The sequence below is a fragment of the Methylosinus sp. is20ea genome, assembly GCF_059718135.1.
On the sequence record NZ_AP046088.1, the window covers coordinates 2,937,828 to 2,956,286 of the forward strand.

Sequence of the window (18,459 nt, forward strand, 5' to 3'; positions counted from 1 at the left end):
ACCGCCTTCAAGGAAGCTGTGCGACGAAAGTCGCGGCGTCGGAGACGGCGCCGAACACGCCGCCTTGCATTTTGATCATCTTCACCGCGGCGAGATGATTGCCGTGATCGGTCGCGCCGCAGCAATCTTCCAGCATCAGACATTCGAAGCCGCGATCATTGGCCTCGCGCATCGTCGTATGCACGCAGACGTCGGTGGTTATGCCGGTGAGGACGATATTCTCGACGCCGCGCTGTTTCAGGATCAGCTTGAGATCGGTGGCGCAGAAGGAGCCTTTGCCGGGCTTGTCGATGATCGGCTCGCCGTCCAGCGGCTTCAATTCGTCGATGATCTCCCAGCCCGGCTCGCCGCGCACCAATATGCGCCCGCAGGGGCCGGGGTCGCCTATGCCGGCGTTGATGCGGCGCGAGCGCCAGCGCTTATTGGCCGGCAGATCGGCGAGATCGCGCCTATGGCCCTCGCGCGTGTGGAATATGTGATAGCCCTTGGCGCGCATCGCGCCGAGCACGGATTTGATCGGCGCGATCGGCGCGCGCACGAGCGTGAGATCATAGCCCATTGCATCGACATAGCCGCCCGCGCCGCAGAAATCGATCTGCATGTCGATGACGATCAGCGCCGTATTGTCGGGGCGCAACGCGCCATTATAGGGCCAGGGATAGGGGTCGGCGTCGATGAAATGCTCGGTGATGGCGGCGCGCTGATTCATGGTCGGCGTCTCCTGTTCATCTCGTTATCGACAATTCGCCGGGCGCTCCGGCGAGCGCGCGTCCGGGCGAGGAGGTCGCGATCATGATCGCGAGAGTGAGCGCATAGGGCGCGGCGTAGAAGAGGTAATAGCCCTCGGTGACGCCGATCGACTGCAGCGCCGGGCCGAGCGCGCCGGCGCCGCCGAACAGCAGCGCCGCGAAGAAGCAGCCCGAAGGGCGCCAGCGCGCGAAGACGACGAGCGCCACCGCCATCAGGCCCTGGCCGGAGGAGATGCTCTCGCTCCAGCTGCCGGGATAATAGAGCGAGAGATAGCCGCCGCCGATCGCCGCGAGGCCGCCGCCGACGCCCGTCGCCACGAGGCGCACGCGGTCGGGGTCTATCCCCAAGGCGCGCGCGGCGTCCGAGCTGTCGCCGACGACGCGCAGCACGAGGCCGATGCTGGTGTTGCGCAAGGCGAAGGAGAGAAAGAGCGCGAGGCAAGCGCCGACGAGAAAGAGCGCATTGACGTCGAGCGCCGAGCGAATTTGCGGACTCTCCGACCAGAAGCCCAGAGGAATGGCCGGCAGATGCGGCGCGGACGGCTGAATGAAAGCCTTGCCGAAGAAGAAGGCGAGGCCGGTTCCGAACAGCATCAGCGCAATGCCGATGGCGATGTCGTTGACGCGCGGGAATTTGCAGATCCAGCCATGCAGCAGGCCGAAACCGACGCCGGCGCAAAAGGCGGCGGCCAGGCCGAGCCATGGCGAATCCGTCATCACCGCCACCGCATAGGCGGACATGGCGCCGAACACCAATATGCCTTCGAGGCCTATGTTCACGCGGCCGGAACGCTCGGTGATCGTCTCGCCGAGCGAGACGAAGATGAAAGGCGTCGAGACGCGGATCGCGCCGCCGATCATCGCGAGTGGGACGCTCCAATAGCCGATGTCGCTCGTCTCCATCGTCAATGCTCCTTCGTCCAGCGCTCGGGATGGAAAATGTCGTAGCGGCCGTAGAGCGTCTCGCTGAACAAAATGACCAGGAAGATCGTCCCTTGCAGCACCAGCGTCGTGGCGTCGGGCAGATCCATGCGGCGCTGAATGAGGCCGCTCGCGGCGCCGACGCCGCCGAGCAGCATGGCGACGGGAATCATTGCGAGCGGATTTTGTCGCGCCAGAAAGGCGACGAGCACGCCCGTATAGCCATAGCCCGCGGCGAGCGAGGCGTTGGCGGAACCCTGCACGGCGGCGACCTCGATCATGCCGCAGAGGCCCGCGAAAGCGCCGGCCAGCGCGCAGAAGCCGGTGATCAGCGCGCCGACCGGCAGGCCTTGAATCTGCGCCGCGCGCAAATTGCCGCCGGCGATGCGCGCGGAAAATCCCCAAGCGGTCTTCTCGATCAGCATCCAGGCGAGGAGGCAGGCGAAGAGGCCGATGACGAGGCCCCAATGCACGTCGGTCCCCGGAATAGAGCCGATGCGGACCGCCTCGGCGAGCGGAGTCGTCGAAGGCTTGTTGAGCGAAGCGGGATCGCGCAGCGGCCCCTCGACCAGATGATTCATCAGCGCGATGGCGATATAGCCCATCAGCAGGCCGGAGATCGTCTCATTGACGGCGCGATAATGGCGCAGCGCGCCGATCGCGCCGATCCATAATCCGCCGGCGAGCATTGCGCAGAACGCCATCGCCGTCATCGCGAGCGGCGCCGGCGCCTGCTCCAGCGCCGCTCCGATCGCGGCCGCCGCGAGGCCGCCGAGCACGATCGCGCCCTCGCCGCCGATGACGATGAGGCCGAGCCGCGCCGGCAGCGCGACGCAGAGTCCCGCGAGCAGCAAAGGCGCTGCGCGCGTGAGCATGTTCTGCGCCGAGAACCAGCTGCCGAAGCCGCCGCGCCACATCAGCTCGAAGAATTGCGCCGGCGATTTGCCGAGCGCGAGCAGAAACAGGCTGAACAGCAATAGGCCCGCGATCAGCGCGCCGGACGCGATGACGATCGCCTCCGCCCGGCGCGCGACAAAGGCCAGCGCGGCGCGCGCAAAGCTCGCGCGCGCTGTCGTCGCGAGCCTGTCGGTCGTCGCTTCGACCATTGGTTTTGCCCCCATGATGGCGGCTCAGGAGGCCGCGCCGACGACGCCTTCGACGAGATAATTCATGCTCTCGAGCTCCACCGCGGTCTCGATATATTTCTTGCCCGCGGGCACGACGAGCGCGCCTTTATTGTCCTTCAGCGGGCCTTCTATGATGGCGTAGCCGCCCTTCGACATTTCGGCCTTTTTGGCCTCGAACTGCTTGCGGGCGGCGTCTGGCGCCATGGCGCCGAGCGGGCTCGTCTTGACGAAGCCTTCGGCCAATCCGCCGCGCGTGAAATTGGGCAATGGCTCGCCGGCCAGAAATTTTCTCACATACATCTCATAGACGGCGCCCCAGTTCCATTCGGCGCCGGTGAGATAGCGCTGCGGCGCGAGCGGGCGTTGATCGACGTGATAGCCGCAGACATAGGCGCCGCGCGCGGCTGCCGTCTGCACGACGACCTTGGGGCTGTCGACATGACAGGTGACGACGTCGACGCCGCGATCGAGCAGCGCATTGGTCGCCTCCGCCTCTTTGACGGCGAGCGACCATTCGCCGGTGAAGATCGTCCGGCAGGTGATCGAGGGATCGACGGAGCGCGCGCCGAGCAGGAAGGAGTTGATGTTGAGCAGCACTTGCGGAATGGGCTTGGCGGCGATGAAGCCGAGCGTCTTCGTCTTCGTCATATGGCCGGCGACGATGCCGTTCAAATATTGGCAGGAGCCGATATAGCCGAAATAGGAGCCGGCGTTTTTGGGGTCCTTCTCGGTCCATAGTCCGCCGCAATGGCGAAACAGCGTCTTTGGATATTTTTTCGCCGCCTGCACGACGAAGGGATTGAAATAGCCGAAGGAGGTCGGAAAGATCAGCGCCGCGCCCTCGAGATTGATCATCGACTCCATGGTCTTCACGACCTCGACGGATTCGGGGACTCTCTCCTCTTCGACGACGCTGACGCCCCGCAGCTTCTTCACCGCCGCCGCGCCCTGCGCATGGGCCTGATTATAGCCATAGTCGTCCTTGGGCCCGACATAGATGAAGCCGATCGTCGCCGTGGCGGCGGCGGCCGGTCCGGCGCCGAAGGTGGACCCCGCCACGCCCGCCGCAGCGCTCTGGAGAAAATGTCGCCGGTCGATAATCACGCGCTGCGTCATGAAACACTCCTCGAGCCCCTTGCCCGACCTCTGGCGCGGGGCCTCGGTCGATCATCGCGGGTGGTTTGAAAAGTGCGTGCAATTGATAGGCCAGTGGAAAAGTCATAAATATTTCAATTATCATAGTCATTTATGGACGATATGGCGCCTTTGAAATCGGCAAGTGTATGCAGTTTGTGCCGTTGAATTGACCAGTTTGGCGCGCTTCATGCGTTGCGAGCGGAAAAGGAGAAGCGGCAGGTGTCGATAGAGGGAGTGGAGCCGAAGGACGCGGCGCGCGGCAAGCGCAAGCTCATTCGCACGGGGACGACCGTCGACCAGATGGTGAGCGCCATTTCGGATCGGATCGTCACGGGAGTGATGCGTCCGGGCGAGAAGCTCGACGAAGTCTCGCTGGCGGAGCGTTACAAAGTCTCGCGCACGCCGGTGCGCGAGGCGTTGAGCCGTCTCGCCGCCATGGGCCTCGTCGATCGCAGGCCCAATCGCGGCGCCATTGTCGCGATCGTCTCGCCGGCGCATCTCGCCTCCATGTTCGAGAGCATGGCGGAGCTCGAGGCGATCTGCGCGCGTTTCTGCGCGCAGCGCATGACGCAAAAGGAGCGGCGCGCCATGGAGATCGAGCATCAGGCGGCGGCGCAGCTCGTCGCGCGCCGCGAGGAGGCCGAATATGAATTGTTCAATTCGGATTTCCACGCGCGGCTCTACAGTGGCGCGCATTCGCCGCATATTCGCGAGCTCGCGCTACAAACGCGCAGCCGTCTCGCGCCCTTCCGCCGCGCGCAATTTCGCCTCGACGGGCGTCTTCGAAAATCCTGGCGCGAGCATGATCGCATCGTCGCCGCCATTCTCGCCGGCGACGGCGAGGCGGCCTGCGTGGCGGCGCGCGATCACATGACCATCGTCAGCGAGGCGAGCGCGGTCTTCGCTCACGACGAGGGCGGCGAGGCCTGACGCTCTTCCTGCGGGTGCGGCAGGCGCGCGCGCCGCGCGGGCAGGGCCGCGAGGATGCGCTTGCGCTCGACCTCCGAGGCGGCGCCCCAGCCGGCGATCTCCGCCATTGTCCGCGCGCAGCCGATGCAAAAGCCGGTCGGCGCGTCGATCCGGCAGATTTTGACGCAGGGACTCTCGCTCATCACACGTCCAAATTCGCCACGTTCAGCGCATTCTCCTGGATGAACTCGCGGCGCGGCTCCACCACATCGCCCATCAGCTTCACGAAAATATCCTCGGCCTCGGCGGCCTCCTTCACCCGCACCTGCAACAGCGAGCGCACCTCGCGGTCGAGCGTCGTCTCCCACAATTGCTCGGCGTTCATCTCGCCGAGGCCCTTGTAGCGCTGGACGGTAAGGCCTTTGCGGCCTTGCGCCGCCATTGCGTCATAGAGCGCGAGCGGGCCGGAGAGCGGCGTCTCGTCGCTGCGCCGCGCCAGCGACGCGGGGCCGGAGAAAATCTCGCGCAAGGCCTCCGCGCGCTCCTGCAGCTTGCGCGCCTCGCTCGAGGCGAGCAGCGCCGCATCCAGCGTCACCGCCTGCGCGACGCCGCGCAGAGTGCGGTGGAAGACATAGCCGCCCTCGCGCAATTCGCCGGTCCAGCCGCGCTCCGTCTCCTCGGCGATCGCATTGAGACGATCCGCCACTTCGGCGGCCTTCGCATTCGCTTGCGCTTCGTCGGTCGGCGATTGCAGCGCGCCAGCCATCGTCGTCTGCTCGACGACATTGCGGTCGTAGCGCGAATGCAGGCTGCCCATGATGGTGCGGAACGCGCGCGCGTCCTCCAGCGCCTGGCGCAGATCCTTGCCGGCGCGCTCCTCGCCATTGCCGCAGCGAAGCACGGCGCCGTCGAGCAGCGAGTCGATGAGATAATCCTCGAGCGCGCGCTCGTCCTTCAAATATTGCGTCGATTTGGCCTTGGTCACCTTGTAGAGCGGCGCCTGGGCGATGAACACATGGCCGCGATCGATCAGCTCCGGCATCTGCCGGTAGAAGAAGGTCAGGATCAGCGTGCGAATATGGGCGCCGTCGACGTCGGCGTCGGTCATGATGATGATCTTGTGATAGCGCAGCTTGTCGGCGTTGAACTCGTCGCGGCCGATTCCCGTGCCGAGCGCGGTGATCAGCGTGCCGATCTGCTCCGACGACAGCATTTTGTCGAAGCGCGCGCGCTCGACGTTCAATATCTTGCCGCGCAGCGGCAAAACGGCCTGAAACTCGCGATTGCGGCCCTGCTTGGCGGTGCCGCCGGCGCTATCGCCCTCGACGATGAAGAGCTCGGCTTTCGCCGGATCGCGCTCCTGACAGTCGGCGAGCTTGCCGGGCAGATTGGCGACGTCGAGCGCGCCCTTGCGCCGCGTCAGCTCGCGCGCCTTGCGCGCCGCCTCGCGCGCCGCGGCCGCCTCGCAGACCTTGGAGACGACAGTCTTGGCCTCCTGCGGACGCTCCTCCAGCCATTGGTCGAGCAATTCATTGACGACATTCTCCACCGCCGGACGCACTTCGGAGGAGACGAGCTTGTCCTTCGTCTGCGAGGAGAATTTCGGGTCCGGCGCCTTCACCGAGACGACGCAGGTCAGGCCCTCGCGGCAATCGTCGCCGGTCAGATCGACCTTCTCGCGCTTGGCGAGACCGGAACGCTCGGCATAGCCGGTGATCTGCCGCGTCAGCGCGGCGCGAAAGCCCGCGAGATGCGTGCCGCCGTCGCGCTGCGGAATATTATTGGTGAAGGCCAGAACATTCTCGTGGTACGAGTCGTTCCACCACAGCGCCACTTCGACATCGATCTGATCGCGCTGGCCGTGAATGAGAATCGGCGCCGAAAGCAGCGGCGTCTTGGCGCGGTCGAGATAGCGCACGAAGGCCTCGAGCCCGCCCTCGTAATAGAGTTCTTCGCGCTTCTGCTCGGCATGGCGCGAGTCGGTGAGCACGATGCGCACGCCGGAATTCAAAAAAGCGAGTTCGCGCAGACGGCGCTCGATCGTCGCAAAATCGAATTCGACCATGGTGAAGGTCGCGGAGGAGGGCAGGAAGGTGACTTCCGTGCCGCGCTTCGACTTGCCGTCCTCGATGGGCGCTTTGCCGACGACGGCGAGCGGCGCGACGGCGTCGCCGTTGGAAAATTCCATGAAATGCTCGCGCCCCTCCTGCCAGACGCGCAGCTTCAGCCACACGGAGAGCGCATTGACGACGGAGACGCCGACGCCATGCAGGCCGCCGGAAACCTTGTAGGAGTTCTGGTCGAATTTGCCGCCGGCGTGTAGCTGGGTCATGATGACCTCCGCCGCCGAGACGCCTTCCTCCTTGTGGATGCCGGTCGGAACGCCGCGACCATTGTCGGTCACGGTGCAGGAGCCGTCGGCGTTCAGCGTCACGGTGACGAGCGTGGCGTGGCCGGCGAGCGACTCGTCGATCGCATTGTCGACGACCTCATAGACCATGTGATGGAGGCCGGTCCCGTCATCGGTGTCGCCGATATACATTCCGGGACGCTTGCGGACGGCGTCGAGCCCGCGCAGCACTTTGATCGAATCCGCGCCATATTCTTGCGGCGTCGTCGCATCGGCGTCGTCGGTCATGGTCGGGGACTCCTCAGGGGTGAACGGGACGATTCGAGAGCTTTGATTTTACCGCCAAACGCGGCCGAAAAGCACGAAAATCCGACGTCCGCGCGCGTTGTCCGGCAAGCGACGTCATGTCGAGACGACGGCGTTTTCTACCTCCCCCGAAAAGGAGGCTGCGACGCGCTGCAGGCCGCGTCTCGGGACGCCCTGTCACGTTCCGGCGACGAAAGCCCCCGGCAACTTCAAGATACGGCAGGCGCCGCCCGTCTCGACCGGCGGCGCTCCCGCCTCGCGAATGAGCAGCGCCTGCGAACGCGCGAGCTCGGTCAGCAGAGAGGAATCCTGCAAGGCGTGCGGCGTGGCGACGAGACGCCCCTCGGCGTCGCGTGAGAGCGTCGCGCGCATATAGTCGCGCCGGCCCTTATTGGCCTTCAGCGGCGCGCCGGCGATGGCGGCCTCGCTCTCATCGGCGCCCGCGCGCGGATCGCCCTGCAAAGCGCGAATGAGCGGGCCGAGAAACACCAGCGCGCAGACGAAAGCCGCCACCGGATTGCCCGGCAGGCCCAGAATGCGCGTCTCGCCGAGCGTCCCATGGATCAGCGGCTTTCCCGGCCGCATGGCGATGCGCCAGAAGTCGAGCGTCATGCCCTGCCGCGCCAGCGCCGGGCGCAAGAGATCATGATCGCCGACCGAGGCGCCGCCGAGCGTCACCAGCACATCCGCGCCGGCCGCGCGCGCCTGCGCGAGGCCTTTCTCCAATTCGGCGATGTCGTCGCGGAAAATGCCGAGATCGATCACCTCCGCGCCCGCGGCTTCAGCGATGGCCGCGACCGCATAGCCATTGCAGGCGATGATCTGGCTCGGCCCAGGCTCGGCGCCCGGGGGAACCAGCTCGTCGCCCGAGGCGATGAGGGCGACGCGGGGACGCCGCGCGACAGGCAGCAGCGGATGATTTATCGCCGCGGCGAGCGCCAGCTCGCTGGGGCCGAGACGCGCGCCGGCGAACAATGCCGGATCGCCCTCGCGGAAATCGAGGCCGCGCTCGCGAATGTGTCGGCTGGGCGGCGGCGGGGAGGCGGCGCCGACCCCGGCGGCGTCGACAGTCGCGTCCTCCTGCAGAAGGATCGTGTCGGCCCCTTCGGGCACGGGAGCGCCGGTGAAAATACGCACGGTCTCGCCGGCTCCGAGCGGCGCGCGATAGCCATGGCCCGCGGCGCTCTCGCCGACGAGCTTCAGCCGCGCGCCGGGCGCCGCGAGATCGGCGGCGCGCAGCGCATAGCCGTCCATGGCGGAGACCGCGACCGGCGGCTGCGTGCGGCGGGAGACGAGATCCTTCGCCAGAGTGCGGCCGAGCGCCTTGGAAAGAGGGGCGTCTTCTTCGCCTGAGAGCCGAGTCACGCCGGCAAGCACGCGGGCGAGAGCCTCGTCCACGGACAGCAATTTGTCGTCAGCCATTTTGGTCCACTTCGTCGCGGCGCCATTCGCCGGAGCGTCCGCCGCGTTTCTCGACGAGCTCGACGCCCTCGATGCGCATGCCGCGATCGACGGCCTTCAGCATGTCGTAGATCGTCAACAAGGCGACGCCGACCGCCGTCAGCGCCTCCATCTCCACGCCGGTCTTGGCCGTAACCGAGACTTCCGCCGTCGCGCGCACGCCGGGCAGGCTGGCGTCCGCCTCGAGATCGACGGCGATCTTGGTGACGGGCAGGGGATGGCAGAGCGGGATCAGCTCATGCGTCTTCTTCGCCGCCATTATGCCGGCGACGCGCGCGACGCCGAACACATCGCCCTTCTTCGCCTGCCCCTCGACCGCGAGAGCGAGCGTCGCCGCATCCATCACGATGCGCCCGCGCGCGATGGCGACGCGTTTCGTCTCCGCCTTGTCGGAGACGTCGACGATATGCGCTTCGCCCTTGTTCGAGAGATGCGTCAGCGATCCCATTTCTATGTGCGCGCCCGTCTGTGCTCGCCATTGGCGGAGCCATGCAGCAGCTCGCGCGTCGCCGTCGCCACGTCGTCCTTGCGCACGAGGCTCTCGCCGACGAGGAATGTGTAGACGCCCGCCTTCTCGAGCCGCAGGCAATCCTCATGGCTCGCGATGCCGCTCTCGGCGACGATGATCTTGTCCTTGGGAATGCGCTCGACGAGACGTTCGGTCGTCTCCAGAGTTACATCGAATGTGTGCAAGTCGCGATTGTTCACGCCGATGAGCCGCGTCTCCAGCGCCAGAGCGCGGTCGAGCTCTTCCTCATTATGGACCTCGACGAGCACATCCATGCGCAGATCATGCGCCGTGGTGTTGAGGCGCTTGGCCTCGTCGTCGCCGACGGCGGCCATGATGATCAAAATGCAATCGGCGCCATGGGCGCGCGCCTCGAACACCTGATAGGGGTCGTAGAGGAAGTCCTTGCGAATCGCCGGCAGATTGACCGCGCTGCGCGCCGCCTCGAGATCCTCGAGCCTGCCCTGGAAGGAGGGCCCATCGGTCAGCACGGAGAGGCAGGCGGCTCCGCCCGCCTCATAGGCGCGGGCCAGCGCCGGCGGGTCGAAATCATGGCGCAGCACGCCCTTGGACGGGCTCGCCTTCTTGATTTCCGCGATCAGCGCGATGCGGCCTTCGGCGAGCTTGGCCTCGATCGCATGGACGAAGCCGCGCGGAGGATCATGGTCGCGCACATTGCGCTCGAGCGTCGCCAATGGCATGCGCACCTTGGCGTCGTTGATCTCGGTCCGCTTATAGGCTTCGATCTTGCTCAGAATATCGGTCATGCCGCTTCGGGTCCTTCGCGCCTTCAAAGGTTTTCTACCACGAAGACACGAAGGACACGAAGCATTTCCCGCCAGCGCGGCCGCGCGCCGCAGGGGATTTCAACGCGTCGGCGCGGCTTGCGCATTGGAGATGCGAATGAGCGCCTCGAGCTTCGCCTGCGCGGCGCCGCTATCGAGCGCCCGCGCCGCGAGCTCTGCGCCCTCGCGCAGCTCCGCCGCCGCCCCCGCCACCACCAGCGCCGCCGCGGCGTTGAGCACAGCTATGTCGCGATAGGCGTCGCGCCCGCCGGCGAGCACGGCCCGCAGCGCGCGGGCGTTGTGGGCGGGATCGCCGCCGACGAGCGCTTCCGGCGCCGCCCGCGCGAGGCCGGCCTCCTCAGGCGTGACGGCGAAGCTTTTGACGACGCCGCCCTCGAGCGCGACGACTTGCGAGGCCGTGGTCGTCGTCAATTCGTCGAGCCCGTCCTCGCCATAGACCAGCCAGACGCGCTTCGAGCCGAGCTCGGCCAGCACATGCGCCAGCGGCTCCAGCAGCGCGCGAGAGGCGACGCCGAGCAGCTGCCGCTCCACGCGCGCCGGATTGCACAAGGGTCCGAGCAGGTTGAAGATGGTACGCAGGCCGAGCTCGGCGCGGACCGGCGCGGCATGCCGCATCGCCGGATGATGCGTCGCCGCCGCCATAAAGCAAATACCTGTTTCAGCTAGGCAAAAAGCGGCGTGCTCGGGCGTGACGCCGACTCTGACGCCGAGCTCCGCCAGAACGTCGCTCGCGCCGGAGCGCGAGGACGCCGCCCGGCCGCCGTGCTTTGCGACGCGGACGCCGCAGCCCGCGACGATGAGCGCCGCCAGAGTCGAGACATTATAGGTTCCGGCGCCGTCGCCGCCCGTCCCGACGATGTCGATGGCGTCGGCGGCGCCCTCGACCGGCGCCATTGCGGCGCGCATCGCCTGCGCGGCGCCGATAATCTCCTCGACGGTCTCGCCGCGCTGGCGCAGACCCATCAGAAAAGCGCCGAGCTGCGCTGGCGTCGCGCGGCCCTCGAGCACGATCGAAATCGCGGCGCGCGCCTGCTCGCGCGAGAGCGCCGCGCCCGAGGCGATGGTCGCGAGAAAAGGCGCGAGGTCGGTCATGGTCGCAGGTCTCTGTTGAAGATTGCGAGCCTGAAGGCTCGCGATCCAAGGCGGGCTCCGGACCGCGAGCCTTCAGGCTCGCAGCGATTCACGCGACTTTGGCGGGGCGGCGGGCCTTGTTCCACTCCTGCGCGAGATCGAGGAAATTGCGCAGAATCTTGTGGCCGTGCTCGGAGGTGATGCTCTCGGGATGGAATTGCACGCCATGCACGGGCGCGCTCTCGTGCGAGAGGCCCATGATGAGCCCGTCCGGCGTCTCGGCGGTGATGCGCAGGCAGGACGGCAGCGTCTCGCGCGCGACGATCAGTGAATGGTAGCGCGTCGCCTGGAACGGCCCCTCTATGCCGCGGAAAATCGTCTCGCCCTTGTGGAGGATTGTCGCCATCTTGCCATGGACGGGCAGAGGCGCGCGGATCACATCGCCGCCGAACGACAGTCCGATGGACTGATGGCCGAGGCAGACGCCGAAGATCGGGACCTCGGCCGAGGCCGCGGCGATGAGATCGAGGCAGATGCCCGCCTCCTTGGGCGTGCAGGGGCCGGGCGAGAGCACGATGGCCTCCGGGCCGGCGGCGAGCACTTCGGCGACCGAGACCGCATCATTGCGCCACACCGTCACCTCGGCCCCGAGCGAGCCGAAATAATGCACGAGGTTGAAGGTGAAGCTGTCGTAATTGTCGATGAGCGTGACTTTTGTCATTCGCGCGGGTCCGGTTCTCGGCGGTCGCGGCGTTTGCACACGCCGCGGCGCGATTTTCTCGGCCCTTCGGCCGCCCAAGTCAATTCACGCTTCGAGCGCGCGCGCCGCGCTGCTCGCACGAGAGCGTAGCCTACGGCATATCTATTTGAATTATACCTATATTTTCTGCTCGCGCCGGGCCAGCCGCCAGTCCGGCCGCAGATTGGCGATGAGCATGATCTCGCCGATGCTCTGACGGGTCAGCAGGCCGACGAGCTTCTCATCGGCGTCGAGCACGCCAATGGCGGAGGCGCTGGTGAATTTCTCGATCGTCGCGTCGAGCGGCGCGGCCGCGCTCACGATCGGGGCGTCACGCCGCACATAGGGCGCGATCGGCGCCGCGCGGTCGTCGCCCTTCAGCGCGCCGATGATGTCCGAGCGGTCGAGCAGGCCCATGAAGCGGCCATCGGTCGCGACCACCGGAAACTGGTCCTGCGAGGTGGCGAGCAGGGTTTCCACCGCCTCGCCGAGATCGGCGCCCCAGCGGATCGCGGCGATTCGCGTCTCCATGGCGTCGGCGACGGAGAGGCCGCGCGCGGCTTCGCTCGCGACGGTCATCTGCGCCTCGCCGCTGGCGGCCATATAGACGAAGATGGCGATGAACACGAGCAGCGGATTGCCGAACAGGCCCAAGAATCCGAGCACGAAAGCGAAGCCCTGACCGATGGAGGCGGCGATGCGCGTCGCCTGCGCGCGCGACAGCCACATTGCGAGCGCCGCGCGCAGCACGCGGCCGCCGTCCATGGGGAAGGCGGGGATCATGTTGAACAAAGCCAGGAACAGATTGGCGGCGGCGAGGCGCGCGAAGACATTGAGATGCGGATCGTCGAGCTGTGTGAGCGCCTCCGGCTGGAAGGTTCCGAGCGCGGCGAAGAGGATCGCCGAGATGACGATGTTCACCGACGGGCCGGCGAGCGCGACGAGCAATTCCTGATAGGGCTTCTCGGGCATATGGTCGAGATTGGCGACGCCGCCGATCGGCAGCAGCGTGACCTCCGTCGAGACGATGCCGAAGCGGCGGGCCATCAATATGTGCCCGAATTCATGCAGCACGACGCAAGTGAAAATGAGCGTGATGAAGATCAAGCTGTCGCGCGCGGCGATGGGGCCGCCGCTGCGATAGGCGGAGAAGCCGATCCAGGCGAGCAGCAGCAGGAAGGTGACGTGAATGCGGACGGCGGTGCCTTTGAAAGACCCGAGAGTGATCGCCCAGCGCATGGAAGAGGCCTCTGTCTCGACGTGACGTCCGCGATGCGGTCTCATAGCAGAAATCCCGGCGAAAATCCCGAAGTTCGACGAGCGATCATGAGAGCGGTCATGAAAAAGGGCGATCGACGCAGGAAGCGACGATCGCCCGAGTAAGGCGGAGAAAGTCTAAGAGGAGGAGGAGCGTCAGAGGCGATAGCGAATCTGATCCGTCCAGAAGCGCTCGAGGCGAGTCAGAGCGGTGTTGACGGTGCGGAACTCGGCGGTCGAGACGCCGCCGATCTGCTCGACGGTCGTCGCATGCTTCTCATAGAGCGCGGCGACGATGTCATGCACTTCCTTGCCCTTGGGCGTGAGGCTGATGCGCACCGAGCGGCGATCGACGCGCGAGCGGGCGTGGTGGAGATAGCCCATCTCGACGAGCTTCTTCACATTGTAGGAGACGTTGGAGCCGAGATAATAGCCGCGCGTGCGCAGCTCGCTCGCGGTGAGCTCCTTGTCGCCGATGTTGTAGAGCAGGAGAGCCTGCACGGAATTGACGTCGCCACGATTGCGGCGATCGAACTCGTCCTTGATCACATCGAGCAGGCGGCGATGCAGACGCTCCACCAGCGTGAGGGATTCGAGATAGATCGGACGAATTTCGTTGATCTTCTCCGAGCGGGCCTGCGCCGCCTCGGTCTTCGACGCCGTATTCATGAACAAGCTCCGTCTCGTCTTTTGCGCCGGATGTCTTCAGGTCCGGTCCGTGTCTCCATGGGACGAGAACCTATCCGCCGCGAATGAAGACCGCTTTAAACAACAGTCTGAATCCGTCGTTTACCTCCACTACCTGCGATGGGGTAAACGGTCGGTGAATCAAATCGTTAGAATTGTGTTAGGCTTGTTGCGGCGCAGCGTTCTCGGCGCGTCAGCCGAGCCGCGCGAGGAGGGCGCGCGCCTGTCGCAGCAGGCGGCCGAAGAGGCCGTCGGCCGCCTCGAGCTCGGGGCCGCGTCGCCTGCGTCGCTTCTCGCGCAGGCGTTGCGCCTCATAGTCCCGGCCAGCCTGGAAGGTGAGGAAGAAATAGAGGCCGATGAGCGAAAGATCGAGGGCGATGAGCCAATAGCCGCCGGCGAAAAAACCCGGCACGCTCAAGGTCACGAATATTTGCGCGCCGGCGATGAGCAGCCACAGCACGCCGCCCCAGGGCGTCGCCAGCCACAGCCCGACGCCGGCGACGAGATCGAGAACCGCGAAAAAGACGATGGCGATGGCGGCGTTGGTCGGGGCCTCGTCGAAGATCGGCTTGCTCGCGGTGAGCACGATGACCCATTGCATCACGCCCTGCAGCAGCCAGAACAGAGCCATTATGCGCATGAACAGCGTGAGCATATGGCCCCAGCGCGCGGCTTCGCCTGCGGCGCCCGCCTCGCCGAGGCGGATCGGCCGGTGAGGGTCGTCCGCATCCTCATAGAGCGAATTGTCGGTCACGCGGGCCTCTTTCGCTCGGGCTCTATTGCCCGCGTCGCGCGCGCGTCGCGAAGCGCACGGCCTCCTCGGCGGCGCGGAACAGCGCCTTTGATTTGTTCACCGTTTCGCGATGCTCATAATCGGGATCGCTGTCATAGACGACGCCGGCGCCCGCTTGCACATGCATCTTGCCGTCCTTCACGATCGCCGTGCGCAGCACGATGCAAGTGTCCATCTGCCCGCCGGCGCCGAAATAGCCGATGCAGCCGCCATAGATGCCGCGCTTGTCGGTCTCCAATTCGTCGATGATCTCCATGGCGCGCACTTTCGGCGCGCCGGAGACGGTGCCGGCCGGAAAGCCGGCGGCGAGCGCGTCTATGCAATCGCGCGCGGGATCGAGCGCGCCTTCGACATTGGAGACGATATGCATCACATGGCTGTAGCGCTCGATGGTGAAGCTGTCGGTCACGCGCACGCTTCCCGTCGCGGCGACGCGGCCGACGTCGTTGCGACCGAGATCGAGCAGCATCAAATGTTCGGCGCGCTCTTTCTCGTCGGCGAGCAGATCGGCGGCGAGACGCTCGTCCTCCGCCTTCACGGCGCTGCGCCAGCGCGTGCCGGCGATGGGGCGGATCGTCACCTTGCCCTCGGCGACGCGCACGAGAATTTCCGGCGAGGAGCAGACGATCTGGAAATCGCCGAAATTCAGGAAGCAGAGAAAGGGCGCCGGATTGACGCGGCGCAGCGCGCGATAGAGCGCGAAGGCCGGCAGCGCGAAGGGCGCGGTGAAGCGCTGCGACAGCACGACCTGGAAGATGTCGCCGGCGCGAATATAATCCTTGGCGCGCTCCACCATTTCCAGGAAACGTCCGGGCGCCGTGTTGGAGACGGGCTCCTCGGCGAGCAGCAGCGGATCGGCCTGCGTCTCGCGGGTTTCGAGCGGCGCCTCGAGAGTCGCGACCACGCCGTCGAGTCGCGTGAGCGCCGCCTCATAGGCGGCCTGGGCGGCGACGCCCGCCGCAGGACGCGCGGGCGTCACGACGATGATCTCGTCGCGCACATTGTCGAACACGACCATCACCGTCGGCCGCAGCAGGATCGCGTCGGGAACGCCGATCGCGTCCGGCTTGGCGGGCGCGAGACGCTCCATCAGCCGCACAGTGTCATAGCCGAGATAGCCGAACACGCCCGCCGCCATGGGCGGCAAATGCGCGACCTCCGCCATCGCCGATTCGGCGAGCAAGTCGCGCAGCGCGTCGAGCGGCGGCTTCGCGCAAGGCTCGAAGGCCGCGGGTTCGCGCAGCGCGCGGCGATTGATCTCGGCTCTCTCGCCATGGATGCGGAAGACGATGTCCGGATCGAGCCCGATCATCGAATAGCGGCCGCGTGCGGCGCCGCCCTCGACCGATTCGAGCAGGAAGACATTCGCCGGCCGCGCGCGCGCGAGCTTCAGATAGGCCGCGACCGGCGTCTCGAGATCGGCGACGAGCCGCGTCGCCACCAGGCAGGCGCGGCCCGCGTCATAGGCGGCGGCGAATTCGTCGAACGCCGGTTCGGACAATGCGCTCACTGGTTCTGATCCGCTCCGCCGGTCGCCGCCTGCAACGCATGCTCGTTGATCGAGACGTTCAATATCTTTTCGAGCGCGCCGACATATTGCTCGAGAATATCATTGGTGAAGGCCGGGCGCAGCTGGTCCGCCGCCGCCTTGGCCTCGATCGAGGCCGGGTCATAGGCCGGCGTCGTCACGCTCTTCACCTGGAAGACGAGGCGCCCGCCCTCGACGGGGGCGGAGCCCGCGCCCTTGGGCGGCGCGTCGAAAATAGCGACGATCGCCGCTGTGGTGAGCTCCGGGTGCGGCGCGCGCTTCACCTCGTTCACATGCCGCGCCTCGGCGCCGACTCCCTTGGCGACATCCTCGATCGCCTTGCCGGCGCGCAGCTCCGTGGTGAGCGCATCGGCGCGCTCGGTCAGCGCCTTCTGCTGTTTCTCGCCGCGCAGGGCCGTCTCGACGGCCTCCTTCACCTCCGCGAAGCTGCGCTGGCGCGCCGGCTCCACCTTGCCGATCTCGAACCAGACATAGCCGCCGTCGCGCGTCGGCACAGTGTCATTGTCGACGCCGACGTCGGAGGCGAAGATCGCCTTGAGCAGATCCTCGGAGCCGAACAGGCCCGGGACTTCCTTGCCGGCGGGGTCGAGGCCGGTCGAATCCACCGCCTCGATCGTCGCAACCTCGATTCCGGCCGATTTGGCGGCCTCGGCGAGCGCCTTGCCGCTGGCGCGCTGATCCTCGATCGCGTCATGCAGCGTGCGCACGGAGGGAGCGGAACGCTGCTGCGCGATCTCGCGGCGCAGCTCGTCGCTCGCTTCCTCGAAGCTGCGCGTGAAGACGCTCGGGACGATCTTCTCGACCTCGAGGATCGCCGAGCCGAAGGCCGTCTGAATCGGGCCGACGAATCCAGGCTGCGGCGAGGCGAAGACCTTGTCCGCGATCTGCTTGTCGCCGAGGTCGTGCGCCTCGAGCAGGCCGAGGTCTATATCCTTTTGCGAGAGCTTGCGCTCTCCCGCCAGCGCGTCGAAGGAGAGGCCGCCCTTCAGCCGCTCCAGCGCCTTCTCGGCTTCGTCTTTCGAGGCGAAGAGAATCTGGCGCAGATGGCGCTTCTCGGCGGCGCCGTAGCGCTTGGCCTTGACCTCGTCATAGAGCTTGCGCGCATCCGCCTCGCTGACCTCTTGCGGCTTGGCGAGCGCCACCGGCGTCACCGTGAGCAGGGAAAGCTTGCGATACTCTCGCGCGCGAAAACTCTGCTCGCGATCGTCGAAATATTTCTTCAGCTCCTCCTCGGTCGGCTTGGCGACCTCGCCGACGGCCGACGCCGGAAGGAGGAAATAATCGACCTCGCGCGTCTCATTGCGGAAACGATGCAGCGTTTCGAGCACGAGGCGCGGCGGCTCGAGCCCGGCGACGATGGAGTCGGTGAGCTCCTTGCGCAGATAGCTGCCCTTCTGCTCGACGAGAAAGCTGCGCTCCGTATAGCCGGCGTCGCGGATGAGCTGCTTGAAGCGGTCGGAGTCGAACTTGCCGGTCGGGCCCTTGAAGACACTCTCCTCGCGGGTGAGGCGCAGCGTCTCGTCCTCGGAGATGGCGAGGCCGAGCGCTTTCGTCTTCTGGTCGAGCGACAGCTCGGTGATGAGCCGTTGCAGCACTTGCTGGTCGAGGCCGAAGCGGCGGGCCTCCTCATTGGTGATGGCGCGGCGGGCGCGCTGCTGCAGGCGGCGCAGCTCGTTCTGATAGGCGCTGCGATAGGCCTCGATCGAAATCTCGCCCGAGCCCACTTTGGCGAGCCGCGTCGAGGAGAAGCCGCGGAACACGTCGCCTATGCCCCAAACCGCGAAGCTCAGCGCGATGAAGCCCATGACGAGCCCGAGGATGATGCGGCCGAGCCGATGTTTCGAGGCGATGCGCAGGCCTTCCAGCATGATGTGGGGCTTCCCTTGGGCTTTGCGAGGCTCCGGCTCTTGCGTGCGGTCACGGCCGGAATTGGCGCGGACTATAGGTAGCGTCGCCTCCACTTGCAATCGGGCCATGGCCGCCCGTTCAGGCGGGCTGCAGCCTGGCGGCGGAGGCCTTCGACGCAGGGAACCGTCGTCCGCTCCGCACGTTTGGACGCCCTGGGGGGACGCCGCGGGATCTCGCGCAG

17 protein-coding genes are annotated in these 18,459 nt (G+C 66.3%); 1 reads left to right on the forward strand and 16 read right to left on the reverse strand.

Annotated elements, in window-relative coordinates:
- Positions 1-7: 7 nt before the first annotated feature.
- From biuH to AC6IY7_RS13790, 4 genes are read right to left on the reverse strand one after another with little or no spacing between them, the layout of a single operon-like run.
- Complete coding sequence (gene biuH, locus AC6IY7_RS13775; protein WP_497779877.1) at positions 8-709, reverse strand: biuret amidohydrolase; 702 nt, start codon at positions 707-709, stop codon at positions 8-10.
- Between the two features lie 16 nt (positions 710-725).
- Positions 726-1,652, reverse strand: coding sequence for an ABC transporter permease (locus AC6IY7_RS13780; RefSeq protein ID WP_497779879.1), 927 nt, complete (start codon positions 1,650-1,652; stop codon positions 726-728).
- A gap of 2 nt (positions 1,653-1,654) precedes the next feature.
- Positions 1,655-2,776 carry an ABC transporter permease gene (locus AC6IY7_RS13785; RefSeq protein ID WP_497779880.1) on the reverse strand — a complete coding sequence of 374 codons (1,122 nt, stop codon included), beginning with the start codon at positions 2,774-2,776 and terminating at the stop codon, positions 1,655-1,657.
- Positions 2,777-2,800: 24 nt separating this feature from the next.
- Positions 2,801-3,913, reverse strand: a complete 1,113-nt coding sequence (locus tag AC6IY7_RS13790; protein ID WP_497779881.1) for a BMP family ABC transporter substrate-binding protein — start codon at positions 3,911-3,913, stop codon at positions 2,801-2,803.
- Between the two features lie 321 nt (positions 3,914-4,234).
- Here AC6IY7_RS13790 and AC6IY7_RS13795 point away from each other — a divergent pair, with 321 nt between their 5' ends.
- Entirely contained in the window at positions 4,235-4,864 is a 630-nt protein-coding gene (locus tag AC6IY7_RS13795) for a GntR family transcriptional regulator (RefSeq protein WP_497782844.1), read from the forward strand.
- Here the strand turns inward: AC6IY7_RS13795 and AC6IY7_RS13800 are convergent.
- From AC6IY7_RS13800 to AC6IY7_RS13855, 12 genes are all read right to left on the reverse strand, one after another.
- On the reverse strand, positions 4,840-5,046 hold the full coding sequence (locus AC6IY7_RS13800; RefSeq protein WP_497779882.1) for a DUF1289 domain-containing protein: 207 nt from the start codon (positions 5,044-5,046) through the stop codon (positions 4,840-4,842). The genes AC6IY7_RS13795 and AC6IY7_RS13800 overlap by 25 nt on opposite strands.
- The gene (gene gyrB, locus AC6IY7_RS13805; protein WP_497779883.1) at positions 5,046-7,481 is read right to left on the reverse strand and encodes a DNA topoisomerase (ATP-hydrolyzing) subunit B; all 2,436 of its coding nucleotides are present in this window, start codon (positions 7,479-7,481) and stop codon (positions 5,046-5,048) included. Before gyrB ends, AC6IY7_RS13800 begins: the two co-directional genes overlap by 1 nt.
- 195 nt (positions 7,482-7,676) lie before the next feature.
- On the reverse strand, positions 7,677-8,921 hold the full coding sequence (locus AC6IY7_RS13810; protein WP_497779884.1) for a molybdopterin molybdotransferase MoeA: 1,245 nt from the start codon (positions 8,919-8,921) through the stop codon (positions 7,677-7,679).
- Positions 8,914-9,408, reverse strand: coding sequence for a cyclic pyranopterin monophosphate synthase MoaC (gene moaC / locus AC6IY7_RS13815; protein WP_497779885.1), 495 nt, complete (start codon positions 9,406-9,408; stop codon positions 8,914-8,916). The genes AC6IY7_RS13810 and moaC overlap by 8 nt, the downstream gene beginning before the upstream one ends.
- A 2-nt stretch (positions 9,409-9,410) precedes the next feature.
- Entirely contained in the window at positions 9,411-10,235 is an 825-nt protein-coding gene (gene trpC, locus AC6IY7_RS13820) for an indole-3-glycerol phosphate synthase TrpC (protein ID WP_497779888.1), read from the reverse strand.
- Between the two features lie 99 nt (positions 10,236-10,334).
- Positions 10,335-11,366, reverse strand: coding sequence for an anthranilate phosphoribosyltransferase (gene trpD, locus AC6IY7_RS13825; protein ID WP_497779889.1), 1,032 nt, complete (start codon positions 11,364-11,366; stop codon positions 10,335-10,337).
- An 88-nt stretch (positions 11,367-11,454) separates the two neighbouring features.
- On the reverse strand, positions 11,455-12,066 hold the full coding sequence (locus AC6IY7_RS13830) for an anthranilate synthase component II (protein WP_497779891.1): 612 nt from the start codon (positions 12,064-12,066) through the stop codon (positions 11,455-11,457).
- A gap of 156 nt (positions 12,067-12,222) precedes the next feature.
- Positions 12,223-13,323 (reverse strand): site-2 protease family protein, encoded by a 1,101-nt coding sequence (locus tag AC6IY7_RS13835; protein WP_497782845.1) that lies wholly within the window; start codon positions 13,321-13,323, stop codon positions 12,223-12,225.
- 174 nt (positions 13,324-13,497) lie between these two features.
- Positions 13,498-14,010 (reverse strand): transcriptional regulator LdtR, encoded by a 513-nt coding sequence (ldtR, locus tag AC6IY7_RS13840; RefSeq protein WP_497779892.1) that lies wholly within the window; start codon positions 14,008-14,010, stop codon positions 13,498-13,500.
- A 211-nt stretch (positions 14,011-14,221) separates the two neighbouring features.
- The gene (locus AC6IY7_RS13845) at positions 14,222-14,782 is read right to left on the reverse strand and encodes a DUF6163 family protein (RefSeq protein WP_497779894.1); all 561 of its coding nucleotides are present in this window, start codon (positions 14,780-14,782) and stop codon (positions 14,222-14,224) included.
- A 22-nt stretch (positions 14,783-14,804) separates the two neighbouring features.
- The gene (trpE, locus tag AC6IY7_RS13850; RefSeq protein WP_497782846.1) at positions 14,805-16,322 is read right to left on the reverse strand and encodes an anthranilate synthase component I; all 1,518 of its coding nucleotides are present in this window, start codon (positions 16,320-16,322) and stop codon (positions 14,805-14,807) included.
- A gap of 5 nt (positions 16,323-16,327) precedes the next feature.
- On the reverse strand, positions 16,328-18,238 hold the full coding sequence (locus AC6IY7_RS13855) for a SurA N-terminal domain-containing protein (protein ID WP_497779896.1): 1,911 nt from the start codon (positions 18,236-18,238) through the stop codon (positions 16,328-16,330).
- Positions 18,239-18,459: the final 221 nt, after the last annotated feature.